Annotated in this window: 17 protein-coding genes, 5 tRNA genes and 1 pseudogene; 7 read left to right on the top strand and 16 right to left on the bottom strand. The window is 37.1% G+C overall.

What is annotated here, in order from left to right; all coding sequences use genetic code 11:
* The first annotated feature begins 122 nt into the window (after positions 1-122).
* A complete protein-coding gene (locus tag CPS_RS10080; RefSeq protein WP_011043078.1) occupies positions 123-815 on the top strand; it encodes a TetR/AcrR family transcriptional regulator in 693 nt (230 codons plus the stop codon).
* A 135-nt stretch (positions 816-950) separates the two neighbouring features.
* On the opposite strand, the gene CPS_RS10075 is transcribed toward CPS_RS10080, so the two are convergent.
* The 10 genes from CPS_RS10075 to CPS_RS10030 all read right to left on the bottom strand — a co-directional run bounded on the left by CPS_RS10075 (position 951) and on the right by CPS_RS10030 (position 7631).
* On the bottom strand, positions 951-2771 hold the full coding sequence (locus tag CPS_RS10075; RefSeq protein WP_011043077.1) for an acyl-CoA dehydrogenase C-terminal domain-containing protein: 1821 nt from the start codon (positions 2769-2771) through the stop codon (positions 951-953).
* Between the two features lie 521 nt (positions 2772-3292).
* A tRNA-Asp gene (locus tag CPS_RS10070) sits at positions 3293-3369 on the bottom strand.
* A 118-nt stretch (positions 3370-3487) separates the two neighbouring features.
* A tRNA-Asp gene (locus CPS_RS10065) sits at positions 3488-3564 on the bottom strand.
* Between the two features lie 67 nt (positions 3565-3631).
* Positions 3632-3708, bottom strand: a tRNA-Asp gene (locus CPS_RS10060).
* 67 nt (positions 3709-3775) lie between these two features.
* Positions 3776-3852: transfer RNA gene (locus tag CPS_RS10055), tRNA-Asp, on the bottom strand.
* 67 nt (positions 3853-3919) lie between these two features.
* Positions 3920-3996 (bottom strand) — tRNA-Asp (locus CPS_RS10050).
* A gap of 227 nt (positions 3997-4223) precedes the next feature.
* A complete protein-coding gene (locus CPS_RS10045; protein ID WP_011043075.1) occupies positions 4224-5591 on the bottom strand; it encodes a TIGR03503 family protein in 1368 nt (455 codons plus the stop codon).
* Entirely contained in the window at positions 5582-6352 is a 771-nt protein-coding gene (dnaQ, locus tag CPS_RS10040; RefSeq protein ID WP_011043074.1) for a DNA polymerase III subunit epsilon, read from the bottom strand. Before dnaQ ends, CPS_RS10045 begins: the two co-directional genes overlap by 10 nt.
* Positions 6353-6415: 63 nt before the next feature.
* Positions 6416-6904: a DUF2919 family protein gene (locus CPS_RS10035; protein WP_011043073.1), complete on the bottom strand. Its 489-nt coding sequence runs from the start codon at positions 6902-6904 to the stop codon at positions 6416-6418.
* Positions 6897-7631 carry a DUF599 domain-containing protein gene (locus CPS_RS10030; RefSeq protein WP_011043072.1) on the bottom strand — a complete coding sequence of 245 codons (735 nt, stop codon included), beginning with the start codon at positions 7629-7631 and terminating at the stop codon, positions 6897-6899. The genes CPS_RS10035 and CPS_RS10030 overlap by 8 nt, the downstream gene beginning before the upstream one ends.
* A gap of 296 nt (positions 7632-7927) precedes the next feature.
* Here CPS_RS10030 and CPS_RS10025 point away from each other — a divergent pair, with 296 nt between their 5' ends.
* The 4 genes from CPS_RS10025 to CPS_RS10010 all read left to right on the top strand — a co-directional run bounded on the left by CPS_RS10025 (position 7928) and on the right by CPS_RS10010 (position 10358).
* On the top strand, positions 7928-8344 hold the full coding sequence (locus CPS_RS10025; RefSeq protein ID WP_011043071.1) for an META domain-containing protein: 417 nt from the start codon (positions 7928-7930) through the stop codon (positions 8342-8344).
* 150 nt (positions 8345-8494) lie between these two features.
* Positions 8495-9475 carry a cysteine synthase A gene (gene cysK / locus CPS_RS10020; protein WP_011043070.1) on the top strand — a complete coding sequence of 327 codons (981 nt, stop codon included), beginning with the start codon at positions 8495-8497 and terminating at the stop codon, positions 9473-9475.
* A 151-nt stretch (positions 9476-9626) separates the two neighbouring features.
* Entirely contained in the window at positions 9627-10073 is a 447-nt protein-coding gene (locus CPS_RS10015) for a hypothetical protein (RefSeq protein ID WP_011043069.1), read from the top strand.
* A gap of 75 nt (positions 10074-10148) precedes the next feature.
* Positions 10149-10358 (top strand): DUF1653 domain-containing protein, encoded by a 210-nt coding sequence (locus tag CPS_RS10010; RefSeq protein WP_011043068.1) that lies wholly within the window; start codon positions 10149-10151, stop codon positions 10356-10358.
* 47 nt (positions 10359-10405) lie between these two features.
* Here the strand turns inward: CPS_RS10010 and CPS_RS10005 are convergent, their stop codons facing one another.
* Positions 10406-10675, bottom strand: coding sequence for an acylphosphatase (locus CPS_RS10005; RefSeq protein ID WP_011043067.1), 270 nt, complete (start codon positions 10673-10675; stop codon positions 10406-10408).
* Between the two features lie 150 nt (positions 10676-10825).
* On the opposite strand from CPS_RS10005, the gene CPS_RS10000 reads away from it, so the two are divergent.
* Positions 10826-12016, top strand: a complete 1191-nt coding sequence (locus CPS_RS10000; protein ID WP_011043066.1) for a class I SAM-dependent methyltransferase — start codon at positions 10826-10828, stop codon at positions 12014-12016.
* On the opposite strand, the pseudogene CPS_RS24085 reads toward CPS_RS10000, so the two are convergent.
* The 4 genes and pseudogenes from CPS_RS24085 to CPS_RS09985 all read right to left on the bottom strand — a co-directional run bounded on the left by CPS_RS24085 (position 11983) and on the right by CPS_RS09985 (position 17615).
* Positions 11983-12235, bottom strand: a pseudogene (locus CPS_RS24085) (hypothetical protein). The gene CPS_RS10000 and the pseudogene CPS_RS24085 sit on opposite strands and share 34 nt — an antisense overlap.
* A 174-nt stretch (positions 12236-12409) precedes the next feature.
* A complete protein-coding gene (locus CPS_RS09995) occupies positions 12410-12709 on the bottom strand; it encodes a PilZ domain-containing protein (protein WP_011043063.1) in 300 nt (99 codons plus the stop codon).
* Between the two features lie 180 nt (positions 12710-12889).
* Positions 12890-17017: an ATP-dependent RNA helicase HrpA gene (gene hrpA / locus CPS_RS09990; protein WP_011043062.1), complete on the bottom strand. Its 4128-nt coding sequence runs from the start codon at positions 17015-17017 to the stop codon at positions 12890-12892.
* Between the two features lie 163 nt (positions 17018-17180).
* Positions 17181-17615 carry a CBS domain-containing protein gene (locus CPS_RS09985; protein ID WP_011043061.1) on the bottom strand — a complete coding sequence of 145 codons (435 nt, stop codon included), beginning with the start codon at positions 17613-17615 and terminating at the stop codon, positions 17181-17183.
* Positions 17616-17818: 203 nt separating this feature from the next.
* Between CPS_RS09985 and CPS_RS09980 the strand changes: the two genes are divergently transcribed.
* Entirely contained in the window at positions 17819-18127 is a 309-nt protein-coding gene (locus CPS_RS09980; RefSeq protein WP_011043060.1) for a hypothetical protein, read from the top strand.
* A gap of 136 nt (positions 18128-18263) precedes the next feature.
* On the opposite strand, the gene CPS_RS09975 is transcribed toward CPS_RS09980, so the two are convergent.
* Complete coding sequence (locus CPS_RS09975) at positions 18264-18980, bottom strand: hypothetical protein (protein ID WP_041736892.1); 717 nt, start codon at positions 18978-18980, stop codon at positions 18264-18266.
* Between the last annotated feature and the right edge of the window lie 60 nt (positions 18981-19040).

Here is a 19040-nt window from a genome sequence, read left to right as displayed (position 1 = left end):
TGCCTCTAGCACTAATTAATTTAACTTGTGTTAGCGGCAAATAAATTCATTTTCATTATTACCACGGGTTAATAAAATGTTACGATAAGGTTAACAATGTAATAATAAAAATAGAGCACAAGATGCCTGTAGAAGACATAAACACCCAAAAACTGGCTGAACTTAACGATAAATCACCAATAAAACCCCGCTCTAAAGGCGAAGTAACCCGTGAAAAGATTCTTATTGCAGCCATTGAGGTTTTAGCGCTCAATGGCATTAAAGGTACTACCCATAGAGCTATTGCTAGCAATGCGGACTTACAACTATCATTAACAACCTATTACTTTAAAGACATTCAAGAGCTTATTCATCAAGCTTTTAGATTAAACTCCGAACGTATTTTATCCCGCACAGATACTTTCTTAAAAGCAGCTTTTATCGTGGTTACAGATATAGAAAAAAATGAGTTGAGAAAAACGATAGTGAAAGAGAAGTTGTGTTTACAATTGAGTGAAATGGCTTCTGAACATTTAATTGATAATATCAAACATCAAGCTATATCATTGGCTGTAGAACAATTGATGCTAACCGAGATTCAAGTAACACCTGAGTTATGTGTGCTTGTTAAAGAGCATGAGTCAGTAAAACTATTACCTTACGAGCAGCTATGCCAATTTTTCAACAAAGTTAACCCTGAGCTTGATGCCAAAATAATGTATACCGTATTCTCTCAACTTCAATATGGTCAGCTTACAAAGCAAATAAATATAGATAGTGAGTTAATTGAACAAACAACACGCAGAATAATTGCTTGGATTATGTCAATAAAATAAGAATAACAAACGGATTAAGTTCTTGGTCAGCTTAGAGCTATATTAGCGAGCTTAAAACAAGAAAAATTAGTTAAACAAAAATGCACGGTTAAAACCGTGCATTTTTATAGTAAAGCTTAGTAGTTTTCTTTAATGTTAAAGAAAAGACATTAGCTCTTGGTCCAGTTGCATTAAGCTTTTTGGATCAACCATCATAGTTTTTGCTAAAGATTTTGTTCTAGGTAATATACGTTCAAAATAGAATTCAGCCGTTTTAATTTTCGCACGATAAAAGTCACGGTTTTCAACATCACCAGCTAATTTTTCATAGGCTGATTGTGCCATTTGAGCCCAAAAATATCCCATAACGACATAACCAGAATACATTAGGAAATCAACTGAAGCTGAGCCAACAATGTCTCTATCAGACTTAGCTTTAAGTCCTAGGCGTACTGAGTACTGCTGCCAATTAGCAATAGACTTACTTAACGGCCAAATAAAGCGATTCATTTGACGTTTATGTGGGTTACTCGAAATTAAGCTATTATCTTTACAAAAACCAAGCACTTCTTTAGAGAAGTCATTTAAAGACTTACCGCGTGTCATTAATATCTTGCGGCCTAATAAATCTAGTGCTTGTATCCCTGTAGTTCCTTCATACAGTGTAGAGATTCTTACATCTCGCACTATTTGCTCCATGCCCCACTCTTTTATATAACCGTGACCACCAAATATTTGTAAACCGTGATTAGCACTTTCAGAGCCAAGCTCAGTTAGAAATGCTTTTAATATAGGAGTTATAAAGCCTAAACGATCATCTGCCGCTAGACGCTCTTCTTCTGTTTTTGCCATAGAAATATCATCAACGATTTTGGCAGTGTAATAAATCATTGCCCTACCGCCTTCTGAAATCGCTTTCTGAGTCATCAACATTTTACGAACATCTGGGTGAACAATAATTGGGTCAGCAACTTGTTCAGGAAATTTTTTACCAGTTAAAGAGCGCATTGATAAACGCTCTTTGGCATAAATCAAAGAGTTTTGGAAAGCAAGTTCTGCTGAACAAACGCCTTGTAACGCTGTACCAAGTCGTGCTGTATTCATAAAGGTGAACATACATTCTAAGCCTTTATTTTCTGGACCTATCAGCTCACCTACTGCATTATCAAAATTAAGCACCGCTGTCGCAGACGCTTTAATACCCATTTTATCTTCTATCGAGCCACAGGTAACATTATTAAAATCACCTAAGGTACCATCTTGACTAGCTTTTACTTTAGGTACGATAAATAAAGATATACCACGTGTACCTTTTGGTGCATCGGGTAATCTTGCTAATACGATATGGATAATATTATCGGTTAAGTCATGCTCACCCGCAGAAATAAATATTTTTGTACCGGTAATATTGTAAGTACCATCGCCATTGGGTTCTGCTTTCGTTTTAACTTGTCCCAAATCAGTACCACATTGAGGCTCAGTTAAACACATAGTACCTGTCCAAGTACCTTGAATTAAGCGCGTTAAATACAGCTCTTTTTGCTTATCATTACCATGTGCATCGATAGTATTCATTGCCCCATGACTAAGACCTGGGTACATTGCCCAAGACCAATTGGCTGTACCAGTCATTTCTGATTGAACTAAACCTAATGAAGGTGGTAACCCTTGGCCACCATGCTCTAATGGGTGTGATAATGAAGACCATCCTCCATCAACATATTGCTGATAAGCTTCTTTAAAGCCCTTTGGTGTAATTACTTTGCCATTATCAAACTGACAACCCTCTTTATCACCACTTTGGTATAAAGGCAGTAGTTCATTTTCACAGAATTTTGCACACTCTTGTAGAATTGCATCAACTAAATCAGGACTGGCTTCTTCAAATTCTTCATATTTTTTATAATGATCATAATAATTGAAAACATCTTCAATCAAAAATTTAATATCGGCTATCGGTGCTTTATAACTTAGCATTATTTACTCCACAACTTTAATGTTCTATTTATAATTATATAAGTAGATTAAAGCACTGGTCATACCACTAATTCAAGCGTTTTTTGTGTTTTTATTTAAGTGATTGAATATATTATAAATAAATTAATACTATCTGTGTTTTGTTAATAGCTAAAAGATACTTAATTACTGTAAATCATACGCAAAGGACCAATAATTTAGTATTTTTAGCTAAATGGAAGTTGTTTGATTTGGTTACGATGCATTTATCTTTCAACTATAAGAGAAAGTAAAAAGATAAATTACTTAATTAGAATCACAGAGTTCGGCACTAATAACTTTTAAATAAGAAGTGATTGATGAAGAGCAAAAACGTTATGAGATATGGCAGTAGAGTATTTAGTAAAATAGCGGGATGCTAAGTATTAATTTTATATGTACTGAAGGGTTTAAAGGAATAAAATAGGGAGGTTATATCAAAATAATTGAAGAAATATGAGATTTTATATTTAAAATGAAATATTTATAGATTTGAACAAAGTTGGCGGAGTGGACGGGACTCGAACCCGCGACCCCCGGCGTGACAGGCCGGTATTCTAACCAACTGAACTACCACTCCGCGATCTTTGTTTGCAAGTTATACTCAATGAACTTTGTTCAATAATTATAACCTTTTTTACTGCGTAAATTTTAGCAGGACTTACAACCCGCATCAACTATGATGATTTTAACAAAATTGGCGGAGTGGACGGGACTCGAACCCGCGACCCCCGGCGTGACAGGCCGGTATTCTAACCAACTGAACTACCACTCCGCTGTTTTTTGCTCTGAGTATTTAACGAAGCTCTCTTCGCATCAACTATGATGATTTCAAACAAAATTGGCGGAGTGGACGGGACTCGAACCCGCGACCCCCGGCGTGACAGGCCGGTATTCTAACCAACTGAACTACCACTCCGCTGTTTTTTGCTCTGAGTATTTAACGAAGCTCTCTTCGCATCAACTATGATGATTTTAAACAAAATTGGCGGAGTGGACGGGACTCGAACCCGCGACCCCCGGCGTGACAGGCCGGTATTCTAACCAACTGAACTACCACTCCGCTGTTTTTTGCTCTGAGTATTTAACGAAGCTCTCTTCGCATCAACTATGATGATTTCAAACAAAATTGGCGGAGTGGACGGGACTCGAACCCGCGACCCCCGGCGTGACAGGCCGGTATTCTAACCAACTGAACTACCACTCCGCATCTTTTGTTCTAAATCACATTAATTGAACTAGTTCAACTATTGCGACCTTTAATTGCTTCAACAACATGTCGTTGAATGCGGCGAGATAATACGGTTATGACGCGGCGCAGTCAACCCCTTTTTTAATAAAAATTACTGCTTGAGCATTTGACGAGCAATATGATGAAAATCCAAGCTTATTTTTATCTATATCCGCCAAATTTAATGCCATGCGGCTATTACTTTATTTACTTTTTGTTTTTTTGCGTCGTAAAGTAAAAAACAAAACAAGAGCAATGAGGATAATGACACTATTACCAGCGGCGATAATTATAATAGTTTCTTGATCTTTTTCATCTTTCGCCTGTTGTTGCACCAACAAGGCCTCCGCTCTATCTTGTTCGGCTTTAATAAGTAGTTCATCGGCAGTTGCAATTATTGAAACTGTTCCATCAACATTCACTTGACGGTCCGTATTAAGCAACTGGTTAATTTCTTCTACATTAAAACTGAACTCGGGTACGACTAATCGAAACTCTCGTCCTGAAATGGTTTTTCCAAAGGCACTGACATTTACTCGGTATATACCTGGCTCTGTATTAGTAATAGTGGCAGTTCTGCTTTCCCCTGTTTCTTCCATAATAGAAAAAGCTTCCGTTTGTCGGTCTGGAAAAGTCAACTTCCCTTGGAACACAAGACTATTAGGAACGACATGGCTAGGATCTATAGCTAAGAGCAATTGATGAGGCTTTTCCGGGTCTTCAGATTTAACAACACTGAGTTCAACCGGTATCTTATGTAATAAGATGGGTGTCTGTCTTAGCTCACGCGTTGTCATTGGCAATTTCACCAAGTAAACGGGCTGCCACTCTCCAGGGGCAAAGTCTAGGATAAACTCCCCTGTAAACGTATTGTCATTGGCATATTCATCTAAGCCATGACCATCATCCCGAAAAGACGTTACTTTAATCGCATCTGCGCCAAAGTTTTCATGATTTGAATTATTGGTGCTGTAAAAGTTAACATCTAATTTGACAACATTTTTAAAATGTGGACTTTCTATCGCATCATTGCCATTGAATAGTTTACCTTCAACTTTTAGTGTCTCACCCGAAAAGGCTATGTCTGGTAAAGGCTCAACGGCAATTTTTACATCAGAGATTACTAATATCTGACTATTAGGTAAAATATCACCTACTGCTTGCCAAGGACCCGGCATGGGCTTTTTAATCTTAATCATGTCAAAAGTACTGTCATCAAACCATTGAACTTTCTCATGATCAAATTGGTTAACTCTGATTTTACTACCATCAGGTCTGATGAGAATAATAGGGGTACTGCCGCTTTTCCGATAAAATATTAACGTTATTTCTTCTAAATCAGCATCAAGACGAAACCGATTATCAAAATACGGTATTTGATTAGTTATATTATCTTTTTGATAATATTCAACAGTAGTTTTATTAAGCTTATTATTTTCAGTCTTACTTTCTATATCACTATTAACAAATGCCCCAGCATTAGATGCTGCAATAAACGACAACATAAAAACAATCAGCTTTGATGCTTTGATTAATGGTAAGTTGCAACAATGATGCTTATTTATTTCCAAAGTGGATCCCCTCCTTTTTTACCGATTACAGCTACCCGCTCTGTATGTGCTACTAATTCATCGGCCGAAGCAGCAATAACCTTTAATTTATTACGAGTCGAGGATACTCTTCTGATTGCATTAGCATCGGCATTAGTGCCATCACCTGACGACAAATTGAAACTTGATTGCTTACGCGTCATCTCAATGTAGACATACGCTAATAATTGGGCATCAATCAATGCCCCGTGATATGTCCGGTCTACTAACTTGTCTACTCGGTAAAATCTCGCTAAGTAATCTAATGTTTTTGGAGAGCCCAGTTCATCTTTTGAGACTTTCAAGGTATCGGTAATAGTACAGATGTCTTCAGTCATCGGTACTTTATCTTGGCTGCGTCCCATTGAATTAAACAAAGAAAACTCATGATCCATAAAGCCAACATCGAACTTGGAATTATGTATAACCAACTCAGCACCACGAATAAAATCAATAAACTCGTGTACAACTTGGGAAAAAATGGGTTTGTCTGCAAGAAATTCATTGGTTAAACCATGAATATTAATAACCTCTTGCTCCATCTGAAAGACTTGGCCACGTTGATCAAGAGGTTTTATGTAGGCGTGATATGTTCGACCCGTTAATTGACGATTGATCATCTCAACACAACCAATTTCTACAATACGATGTCCCTCTCTCGGGTTGATACCTGTAGTTTCAGTATCTAAAATGATTAATCGCTTATCTTTCTCTGAGTCTTGAGTATCGGTTATATTGTTCACTGGTGAGCCTTCTCTGTAATATTTTTCACGGTTAACATTATTTCTTAAATTCAGCTTTGATCATTATTTTTCGGGTAACGCTTGGGGGAATTCGATTAAGTTAATTTGCATACGCTTACTGGTAAAACATAAGGCAATTAACGCAGATACTATCAGTCCTTGGCAAACTAACCATAACATCGAAGTTAACTGCCAATAGAAAAAGCCAATAAGGTTAATACTAAAATCAAATATTAACGCCATCACCAACATTGTTCGACAATAAGGCCAAATCACTTTTACCCAATTTGCTGAGTTTGGCCGACGTAAGCTGATAATTACCACAACAAATAAACCAATAACTCCTGACGCTAAACTCAAAAAAAACAAGTTTGTTTCTGGGTATATCCATTGCATGGTCGCCACTCTATCTTTCATATTAGTGACCGACATAAGCCAGACTAAATAACCTCGCAAGACAAATAACAACACTAAATAAAAACGTTTTGATAATTTTAAGCAATCAAATTTGTCAAAATCTTCAATAGAATACTCTTGATATTGTTTAGGCACTCGGCGTTTTCTCATTTTTTAACTGGCGTTCTTGATGTAACAAACTCTGCGCGGCCGTAATTGCTTTAACAGCCTTAGAATTAAACTCTCGTGTATATAAAGTATAAACAACCCACAAGCTCATAAATATCAATAAAAAGGGATGGAAAAACCAACACATAGCAGCTAAAGCAAAGTAATAAGATCTTAGTCCGTAGTTATAAGAGTGAGCAGCTTGATCTTGAACAATAGCCATTTGTTTCGCATACGCCGTTAAATTCTCATTTGTGCCTGAAAGATCAAAAGGCGTGGCTCCTATCATTACATTCAAAAACCCGTATTGGCGCATCGACCACGTAAATTGGAAAAAAGAAAGTACAAAAATAAAAGCTAATAAGCTGAGTTTTAACTGTATCGCTAAGTGATTTACCTCAGCCGCAAAAGGTAATGATGAAATAACTATCTCTAACGTTTCTACTTTTGCAAACAAGGTAAAAATACCAGCCAGAATTAGCAAGGTGCTCGAAGCAAAAAAAGCAATGTTACGTTCTAAGTTGGCGAGTAAAGCGGCTTCTGAAACCCTCACTTCACGCGAAATAACCTCATACATCCAATGAATTCTATGCTGATGTAATGAGCGTGCAATGCAATCAGTTGTCTTCGCTTTTCTGCGTGCAAATACGGTATAGCCATACCAAGCAACAATAAAAACAGATAAAGCTAAAATATCGATTAGAGAGAAAGGCAAAGTCTATTCCTTAATAGGTAACGGGGATAACAAAAAGTAAGATTATACGCCAACAACTTTTATTGACCAACAACTTCATCTGATTCATAAAAGGTATTTTGTATTACTATATAACATCCAACTCAGAATAATTAATGTCTGGGCATAACTCACTACACACTTGAGTTTTATATGTAATTGCATAACACTGGCATTATACCCGTTCCACTTGAAGATGCATGATTCAGCTGGAGCGGATATATAATAATTTACGCGTTTTGATATTTTAAGAATCAAAGCGCAATATAGGAATATCTATGAAATATATCAAACAACTTGTACTATTAGTTGCTATGTCGACAACACTAACCGCTTGTAATACTTCCTCTGCTCTGCCATCTCCAGAAAAATTACCAGGAAGCTGGATTGTTAGTTCGATTCACGGTAAACCTGTTATTAGTAATAGTAAGGCTCAATTAGTCTTTACTGAAGAAAATAAACTAACAGGCTCAGCATCATGTAATAGTATTTCAACCAGCTATATCACGCAAAACAACACCTTGAAGATTTCCCCGATAGCAACCACTCGAAAAATGTGTTCTCCTTCACTGATGGAGCAAGAAGCTATTTTGTTACAATCTCTTAGCAAAGTTAAACGCTTTCAAGTTCATAATGAAGAGTTATCATTGTTTGACCAACAAGGTTCCTTACAATTAAAAGCAAAAAGAACCTAGTACTAATGATACATTTGTGTAATATCAGAAAATGAGCTTTCTATACCTTTTTGCTATATAGCAGTATAAGTTATAACAAAATATCACTTCTTTTTTCATAACAACTAGCTACCATTAAGCTATTAAAGTAACTAATTCACAGGAACCACTATGTCTAAAATATTCGAAGACAACACCACTGCTATAGGTAATACACCTTTAGTTAAATTAAACCGCGTGATTGATTCTGAAAATGGCGCTAATGTTTATGCCAAAATTGAAGCCAGAAATCCAAGTTTCAGTGTTAAATGTCGTATCGGCGCTAGTATGGTTTGGGATGCTGAAGAAAAAGGTTTATTAACCCCTGGAAAAGAAATTGTAGAACCAACAAGTGGTAATACAGGTATCGCATTAGCATTTGTTGCTGCGGCACGTGGCTACGGCATTACCTTGACTATGCCTAGCACTATGAGCTTAGAACGTCGTAAGTTATTATCTGCGTTAGGCGCAAAAGTTGAACTTACCGATGGTGCTAAAGGTATGGGCGGTGCTATTGCTAAAGCGCAAGAGCTTAAAGATTCAGATCCAGAAAAGTATGTATTATTAGGGCAATTTGATAACCCTGCCAACCCAAAAATTCATGAAGAAACTACTGGTCCAGAAATCTGGAATGATACCGATGGAAATGTTGATATCTTTGTTGCCGGTGTTGGAACAGGTGGCACTCTTACTGGTACAAGTCGCTATCTTAAGTTAACTAAAGGTAAAGCAATTACCACAGTAGCCGTTGAACCTACTGACTCTCCAGTGATTACTCAAGCCCTTGCTGGTGAAGAATTAACACCCGGTCCTCATAAGATTCAAGGTATAGGTGCTGGCTTTATTCCTGGCAATTTAGATCTTGATATGGTCGATGCTGTTGAACTGGTTTCAAATGAAGATGCTTTTGCTATGGCACACCGTTTGATGAAAGAAGAAGGTATTCTTGCTGGCATCTCATCTGGCGCAGCTGTTATTGCAGCAAAACGTCTTGCTGAACGTCCTGAAAATAAAGGTAAAAATATCGTAGTGATATTACCGAGTTCAGCTGAGCGTTACTTATCAAGTGCACTTTTTACTGAAACCTTTAGCGATAAAGAACTTGTTCAGTAATATGTTACTGACATAAATTTATACTTCTATTTTATAAAAGGCACCTAGGTGCCTTTTATTTTTTAAAAATTAGCGCTAATATTTAGCTTCACTTTAGCAAAGTAATTACGCTACTATTGAATAATAACCCCACCTTTTTTGATTTACTTGCATGCCCTATTTAAAAAACAGTCTTTTAGCACTGTTATTATGTTCAATCACTTTATTAACAGCTTGTGGTGAAGATAATTCGAAGAAAATAACCGCGGTTGATGATCCAGAACTAGTTGCTATAGCCTTCTTTGACGCCCTTTATAATGAAAAGAACGTTGAAAAAGCGGCCTCTGTTTGTAATCCTCAATTAGCACGTCTTATTCTTCATTACCGTTCGCCTGGAGCAGTAGCTCGACACTTATTTAATATGTCCTACGACAAAGTTGAAATAAAACCAGATAGTGCTGGTGTTAAAGTACGTGAGCAATTTAAAGACAATGCAAATATCACCATCTACTTTGATGGCTATTATCAAAACAATCGTATGAAAGACGTTAAACGCCTGGCCATTATCCAGCGTGATGGTAAATGGTTTATTGATAAAGTATTAAAAGACCCCTTTTAAACTTCCCATTCCAACTAATACCATTCCGCTTAATTAAATAGTTCTAGGGATTGGTATAACTAATAAGATGAAATAATGTTAAAAATCGGCACTTATCAACACTTCAAAGGTAGTTACTACCAAGTACTCCATATTGCTAGACATAGTGAAACTGAAGAATATATGGTGGTTTATCACCCCGCGGATAATAGAGAAGATATTTGGCTGCGCCCTTTGGCCATGTTCGATGAGGTTATCGAACGAGAGGGTAAAAAACTAAAGCGCTTTAGCTTTGTAAAGCCATAACGCGTTAGTCCTAGTAAATAGAAAGATAATAACCTTGAGTAGTAGCTTTAGCCTATAGAGAAAAAATGATGCTCCTGCCAAGGTACTTTCTCATGTTGAATCTCGGTTACCTTTGCTTGTTCTGGCCCGTGGGCCAACCAAAGCAGCATTTTCTCTATATTCTCCTCATCACCACAGAGGAGCACCTCTACATCACCATCCGCTAAATTACGTGCGTAACCACTTAAGCTATATTCAATGGCCTGTTGTTGAGATGAAGCTCTAAAATAAACCCCTTGTACCCTTCCTGAAATATGCGCAATATAGCTAACATTCATACATGTTTCTCTTCTTAAATCAGTATTATTATCAGTAAAGTTTGCACCTTAGCCAGTCATTGACTAAAATCGGCACAAATTTCTCTTTCACAGAATAAATGACCTTGTGTTATACAGCGTTATTTATTCATTAAAAGTAAGTATAGACCTATGTCAGCAAGAATTTCTTTAAATGTTGGTCGTGAAAAATCTTTATTACGTAAACACCCATGGATTTTTTCGAAAGCAGTAAACAAAATCAAAGGTAACCCGATGCTTGGGGATACTGTTGATGTATTCGATAGTAAAGGTAATTGGTTAGCTAAAGGTGCCTATTCACCTGAATCTCAAATAAGAATTAGAGTTTGGAGCTTTGACGAGCATGAAGAAATTGATCGTGATTTTTTCTTTGCTAAATTACAAAGTGCTCAAGCAAGACGTGATTGGTTTATTAGCCAAGGAAAATTAACCGGTTATCGATTAATTGCTGGTGAATCTGATGGTTTACCCGGCGTAACTATTGATAAATATGATAACTTCATTGTTTGTCAGTTACTTAGCGCCGGCGCGGACTTTCATAGATACACCATTGTTAACTGTTTAACCGAACTTTACCCTGGTTGTCATATCTATGAGCGCTCAGATGTTGATGTGCGTAAAAAAGAAGGTTTAGAGCCGGTAACTGGCTGGTTAACAGAGCCTCAAGACTCAACTGAATGTATCATTGAAGAACACGGCATCAAAATTCATGTAGATATCGCTACAGGTCATAAAACAGGGTTTTATCTTGACCAACGTGACTCTAGACTTGCTGCAGGTAAATTCGCAAAAGACAAGACTGTTTTAAATTGCTTTTCTTATACCAGTACATTCGCACTACACTGTGCGGCAAACAATGCCAAAGAAGTGATTAATGTCGATGTATCACAAGATGCTCTTGATATGGGTGAACGTAACCTCGCTTTAAATGGCCTATCGGATGCTAATGTATCTTTCGTTAAAGAAGATGTCTTTAAATTATTACGAAGATACCGTGAAGAAAAGCGTACCTTTGATATGATCATTCTTGACCCACCTAAATTTGTTGAGTCAAAAGCGCAGTTAACTGGCGCCTGTCGAGGTTATAAAGACATCAACATGATCGCTATGCAGCTATTAAACCCTGGTGGTTTATTATTGACTTTTTCTTGCTCAGGTTTGATGGAAGCAAGCTTATTTCAAAAAGTTGTTGCTGATGCCGCATTGGACGCCAAAAGAAAAGCTTATTTTGTTGAGCGCTTACAACAAGCAGCAGATCACCCTATTTCTTCTAATTACCCTGAAGGTTATTATTTGAAAGGTTTAGTTTGCCAAGTTGAGTAGTTAAGCTGAATTATGCTAGGGTCTGTTGAACTTTCGAGATTGTTTTTACTGCGATTTGTTGGGTATTTATACAAGGCAGAGCCTTTGTCATGTGGTTGTTCCACATAAAAAGGCGATAACGCCGTAAAAATGGCCAACAAACCGCTGTCCGAAGGATTCGGCTAAAAACATTTTACTCTTTGTTGAGTAGTGTTTGCTTAGAGTGACTAGGCTACACACTACTCGCCTCGATTAAAACGCTTTTATCTCGAACAAAATTTAACCGCGAAAGATCAATAGGCCCTAATAGTTTTTAGGGTTTAATCTAACCCTAAATAAAATCCTAGAACCATACGCCAAACACTAAAAAGCCAGAGTTTACTCTGGCTTTTGTATATATCAATAAATATTTTGCTAATCTATTTCTTCAATGGTTATACCAATGAGATAGCAATTCTTACTCTCTTCTTCAATACGAACTACTCGACCACGAATATCAAGCGCTTGTATTTGACTGCTGGCAGAGTCAACTCTCACTTTTACATGGGTCGATATTGCTAATGGATGTTCAATTTCAAACGCCATTCCCGTCGCACTTAAATCACGACAAGTCGCCGACAGTTGACTATTTACTTCGTCATCTATCACGGTAACAATAACCTCACTGTTTAACATCATGCGGTAAAAATCGCGTTTATCATCAAAATCTTTCATGAGCTCTCCTAAGCAGATTTATATGTTTAACTCTTTTATTTATACTGAGCAATGACTGACCTGTCAACTAGCAGCCATAAAGAAGTAAGCGCTTGCTTAAATCAATAACCTAAATAACAAACTGATTATTAGCTTAATTTGTGACCTAGAATTTAACTCCTTATCTCAGTATACGCTCAGTTAAGAAAAACCTTTTAAATAATTTAAAATACGCTTAACTGATATTGGCGCTGAGGTACCTAAATTTTGTGCAAACAATGAAATCCTTAGCTCTTCAATCAACCATCGGGTAGCCAGTAACTCATTGTCTACTGGTTTATCCTTACGTTGCTTGCTCATAATCACTTGATACATATCGTTAACTTTAGATACCTCAATAAGCTTTAATCTATCTTGATTAGGGTCACTTGGCAGTTTTTCTAAACGGCGTAACATGCCTTGTAAATATCGAATAATATCATCTAGTTTGCTCAAACCTGAGTAAGTTACAAACCCTTTGAATACTAACTGCTCGCATTGTTGTTTTATATCACCATGAGATTGAATAACATTTAAAGGCACACTGCCTTTCATTTTTTTAGTCACTTCATGACGCAACGTTAATGCACGCTCGACTTTAATGGCTGCAGTTAACACACAATCGGCTATTTCAGCTCTAACATAATCACAACACTTCGCAAATTGCTTTTCTTCCCTAGGAAGCAGTCCATTATTTTGGTGTTGAGAAAATTGTTGAACCAAAGACAAACAAGCACCTTGAATACAGTCTTGTAATAACTCATTGATTGAACCAAAAGGATTAAAGTACAAACCCAATTTGGCTTTATTCGGTAGTTTTTCCTGTAAATATTTTAATGGTGTTGGGATATTCAATAAGATAAGTCGGCTAATCCCTTTCAGCATAGCTTCTTGGGCATGTTGTTCTTGCTCAAAAAGCTCGATAGCAACACTATTTTTATGATCAACCAATGCAGGAAATGCCTTAATAGTGATGTTGGCAACTTTCTTTTCATAACCTTTAGGTAGTGAACCAAAATCCCATTTCGTTAAATCAGCTTGCTCAATGCCCTTTTCTGCAACCTGTTTAATCGATGCTTTTACTTTACCTTGCAGTTCAGCTTTAAGTTCGTTGAGGTCTCTGCCTTGCTTTATTAACTTCCCTTTGTCATCGACTACTTGAAAATTCATGGTTAAGTGAATTGGTAAGGTAATATCCTGCCAAGCATCTTCAGGTAATCGTACCCCAGTCATTCGTAACAATTGTTTTGCTAGCGCATCTTGTAAATGTCCCTGCTCAGCAGGCATAGCTGCTAAACAAGCTTGTGCATAATTAGGTGCGGGAACAAAATTACGTCTTAATGTTTTAGGCAAAGCTTTAATTAGTGCGATGGCAAGCTCATCTCGCAGTGCAGGGATCAGCCAATCAAACCCAACCTCTTGCACTTGATTTAATAAGGCAATCGGCAATACAACACTGATGCCATCATCAATATCACCAGGACTAAAATGATATGTTAGCGGTAGGGTAATACTATCTTGTTGCCAAACGTCAGGGTACTCAATAGTACTTAATTCATCCGAAGACTCATTCAATAAAAAGGCTTTGCTAAAATCTAATAACTGTTCGTTCTCACGTTTAGCTTTTTTCCACCAAGCGAGGAAGCTACGTTGACAGTTAACAGTATCAGGAAGTTTATCACTGTAAAAATCAACTAAATGCTGTTCATCAATTAAAAAGTCTCTGCGACGTGCTTTTTGTTCAAGCTCTTCTATGCTTTCGACCAATTGCTGGTTTTTGCTTAAAAACTTTTCTTTAATGACGCAGTCACCATTGACCAATGCTTCACGAATAAATATTTCACGACAAGTAACCGGTTCAATGACATTAAAATTGATCTTACGTTTACTAACAATACTTAAGCCATACAATGTTACTTGCTCAAAGGCCATTACAGCACCTTGTTTTTTCTCCCAATGAGGTTCACTGTAATTTCGCTTAACTAAATGCTGAGCAAGCGGTTCCAGCCACAAAGGGTCAATCTTGGCATTCATACGAGCAAACAATCGACTGGTTTCTACTAGCTCCGCAGACATTAACCATTTTGGTGATTTTTTAGTTAGCGCTGAGCCTGGAAAGATAAAAAACTTCATTCCCCGAGCTCCTTTATACTCGCGGTTTTCATCCTGTTGACCGATATGACTAAGTAAACCTGACAACAATGCTTGATGTACAGGAGTTAACGCTGAGTCTTGCTCTGTCTCTTTTGTCTTATCTACTGCTGTGCTTGCTGCTTGACCCTGCTGAACATTCGGCATAGAAAACTGATAATCAATCGACGTTAACGTTATTTGCTGTTCTTTTAACGTTAGTTTTAATTGACTGAAAATATCTTGCCATTCACGTAAACGAACATAAGAAAGAAACTCGCGCTGACATAACTTCCTAAACTGATTTTGCGTTAAGTCTTTTTTCTGCTCGTTAATATACTGCCAAAGATTAAGTAAGCTTATAAAATCAGATGACTTATCTTTAAATCGGTTATGCTTTTCATCACTCAGCTGTTGTTTCTCATGCGGTCTTTCTCGTGGATCTTGAATACTTAATGCACTAACAATAATCAGTATTTGTTCGATACAACCAAATTCTATGGAAGAGACGACCATTTTTGCCAAACGAGGATCTATAGGGAACTTTGCTAATAGACGGCCTGATTTCGTCAACTGTGTCGCCGTTGACGAAGCTTTACCCTTAGCGTTTTTATCCGCGTTTTCTATGCTTTCAACCGCAGCAATTTCTTCCAATAAACGAACACCGTCAGTGATATTACGATTATCAGGGGCTTCAACAAACGGAAAATTAGCAATATCACCTAAATCCAGCGCATGCATTTGCAATATGACGGTTGCTAAATTGGTACGTAAAATTTCAGGGTCTGTAAATTCAGCACGACTTTTATAATCATCTTCTGAATATAAACGAATACAGATACCTTCAGAAACACGTCCACAACGGCCAGAGCGTTGATTAGCACTTGCCTGTGAAACTGGTTCAATAGGCAAACGTTGTACTTTAGTTCGGTAACTGTAACGTGAAATACGTGCCGTTCCCGGATCAATCACATACTTGATACCTGGTACTGTTAAGCTCGTTTCAGCAACGTTGGTTGCCAATACAATATTTCGTCCACTGTGGGGTTTAAATATTTGATTCTGCTCACTAACCGTTAAACGAGCATACAGAGGCAAAACATTAGTATGACGTAAATTAGCTTTAACTAGCGCAGCAGCAGTATCGCGTATTTCCCGTTCACCATTGAGGAAAACCAGAATGTCACCATTACCGCAGTCACTTAGCTCATCAACCGCCGACAAAATACCACTGATAATATCAACTTCTTGCGGTGATTGGTCGTCATCATCAATCACTGCACGATCATTTAATGGTCGATAGCGCATTTCAACAGGGAATGTTCTTCCTGATACTTCAATAATAGGTGCTGGTAAGCCATTCTTACTAGAGAAATGTTTCGCAAAACGTTGTGGGTCAATGGTCGCTGAGGTAATGATTAACTTTAGATCAGGTCGTTTTATTAGTATTTGCTTTAAATAGCCCAAAATAAAATCGATATTTAAACTACGCTCATGGGCTTCATCGATGATAATTGTGTCGTATTTAAGAAGTAATCTATCCCTTTGCATTTCCGCCAGCAAAATACCGTCAGTCATCAATTTGATATAACTTTGCTCGCTGACTTGGTCATTAAAACGAACCTTATAACCTACTTGCTCACCTAACTTAGTGCCTAACTCTTCCGCAATACGATTAGCAACGGTTCTAGCGGCAATACGTCTAGGTTGAGTGTGACCAATAAGACCATCCACACCTCGACCAAGTTCAAGACAAATCTTGGGAATTTGTGTAGTTTTTCCAGATCCTGTTTCACCCGCAATGATAACCACTTGATTAGCATCAATAGCTGCTGAAATTTGCGCAGCATTCTCTGAAATGGGTAAACCTTCGGGATACGTTATTTTAGGTAAACTTCTGATTTTTTGTTGTTTATCTTGAATAGATCTGAGGATATGTTGTTGTAACGGTTCGACCAACTTAATGTGCTTTTCTGATAATGATAGCATCGCCAATTCAGTCGGTGATTTTTGTCCAACCTCTTTAGTAATCGTTTTTTTCAGATTTATTAACCTTTTTCTAAAGCGTACAGCATCGCTTTTTTTTGCTTGTGGCAATAATTCAAAAAGTTTTTGTAAATGGGAAAATGAAGTAATAACAGACTTAATCGAAACAGACAAAACAAACTCGGATAGAAAATCAAAAGAAATATTTTAACAGTAATACACTATAAATGGCAGTGAGTAACGTATTATAAATAGTCTCTTAAACGCACAAAAGGAGCTTCACAGCTCCTTTAAAAAGATAAAACAAGAGTAGGAAAAAACTTTAACGGCTATTTACTCACACCGATGCATGTTCCTTCTCAATAGAAGTCCTTGCCTTACCGTGTTTATAACAAGCTTGTAAAACTTCATTACGAGAGATAGTACCAAGTAGATTACCATCGTCATCAATCACCGGATACACTTTAGGTTTATCCTTTCGCATGGTTTGCCCTAGCTCAATAATACTGTCGTAGGGTTTTACTGAAAGTACCTCCCTACTCATAATATTTTTAATAATCGCCACATTTTCATTGAAATAGATGGTTTCTAACATTTTTTCTAAAACATCCCCTTCTGAAATAAAGCCAAGTACCTTATAGTTTTGATCAACTACTGGTCCGCCAATTTGCTTCGTTTTTAAGAAGCGTAATGTGGCCTCTTCTACAGACATAGTCTCGGTAAAAGTTACTGGGTAGTGATTCATATATTCTTGTATTTTTAATGATTCCATTTTAACCCTTAACTAAATCTTTATTTAGTTTTTCATTGATATAAAAACCTCGGTTACACTATTAATAACTGTAGATAAGCCTCTGCAAAAAAACCAATTTTTGCTTATCTTTATTAAAACTATATTACATTTTTAATAGTAGACTTAGCGGTTTTATTGAACAACAATGATTCAAACATAAAAATTTTTAGAAGGAATTCAATATGCCAAGTAATTTATTTCGTTTTTTTATACTGGTTATTGTCATCTACAGCTTAAGTGCCACTGCCTTTGCACATAAAGATGAACAAGCAAAATTAGATCAAGCTTGCGAGGACGCAAGACAAATTGCGCTAGCACCCCGAAGAAAAGAAATTTATCAAGAATGTATTCAAAAGTTTAAAAAAAGTGAAGCTGTTTGTCTGAGTGAAGCAAAAGCATATAACGGTAACAGAATAAATGGCGCACCACTGTTTTATGAGTTACCGGCTTGTGAGAAAGCCTTCGCTTTTAGAAAGAAACACGCCGCATAATTACCACCTGCTCGAGTGGGCATATCCGTATAGAAACACGATGAGTTGAGCGGGTATAGATGACCCTTTTATCATCTGAGTCATTACTGTATAGCACTGTTATTTTTGCTGTCAGCTCACCTTATTCTTGTGGTGTTTATTTTGATACTGACGACTGTATATATTTTTTGTTTAGCTGAATAAAAACCCACACTAAACTGCTAGGGAACACGACTAAGAAAAGATACTTTGCATATAACAAAGGTAATAGCACTGAGCTAGCAATTATCAAAGCATACATACACATCAAGCCTTTATGCGCTTTAGCAAAGGCAAAAGAAGCAACAAAATCTCCAACTACGCCACGATTGTCTAAACGAGCAATCAAACAAGGTAATACGCCGACAATCATAGATAACAGTGAAAATAACCAGGCGAGCACAAAGTTAAAAGCATAAAATTCAAAAGTCATATCACCACGCGCTTGTGTTTGTATATCGAAGACTTTTGAAAGGAATGAATTTTGATCTACATACAAGCTATACAGAGCAATAGCATCAGTCATCCAAATAAGAAAACATAAAAACTGTACCACGCATACTAAGCCGATATTTGCGAACAAAGTTCTAAAGTGAAAAGTATCACTTTTACCTTCTTTATTTAGTAGTAGAGGGTGTAGAACAAGGCTCACTAAAGGAATGAATAAAATAAAACCGGCACAAAAAGAAATGTACATGGTAGTAAGCTCATACGCGCCAAGGTAAAACTGAATAACTTGCGAGATGAAAAAGATCACTAAACTTGCGAAAAATACCAAACCGTAACTAACGATTTTTTCACCTGACAAACCTGATACGCTCGAAGACTCTGACACAATATCCACCAATAACTCAACTAATTAATATGCTTTAATTGTGATTTTAGCTTAACTAGC

Origin of the sequence: Colwellia psychrerythraea 34H (genome assembly GCF_000012325.1) — a bacterium.
Taxonomy (GTDB): Bacteria; Pseudomonadota; Gammaproteobacteria; order Enterobacterales; family Alteromonadaceae; genus Colwellia; species Colwellia psychrerythraea_A.
Note: the sequence above shows the minus strand (reverse complement) of the source record. Positions and strands in the feature narration are given on the sequence as shown.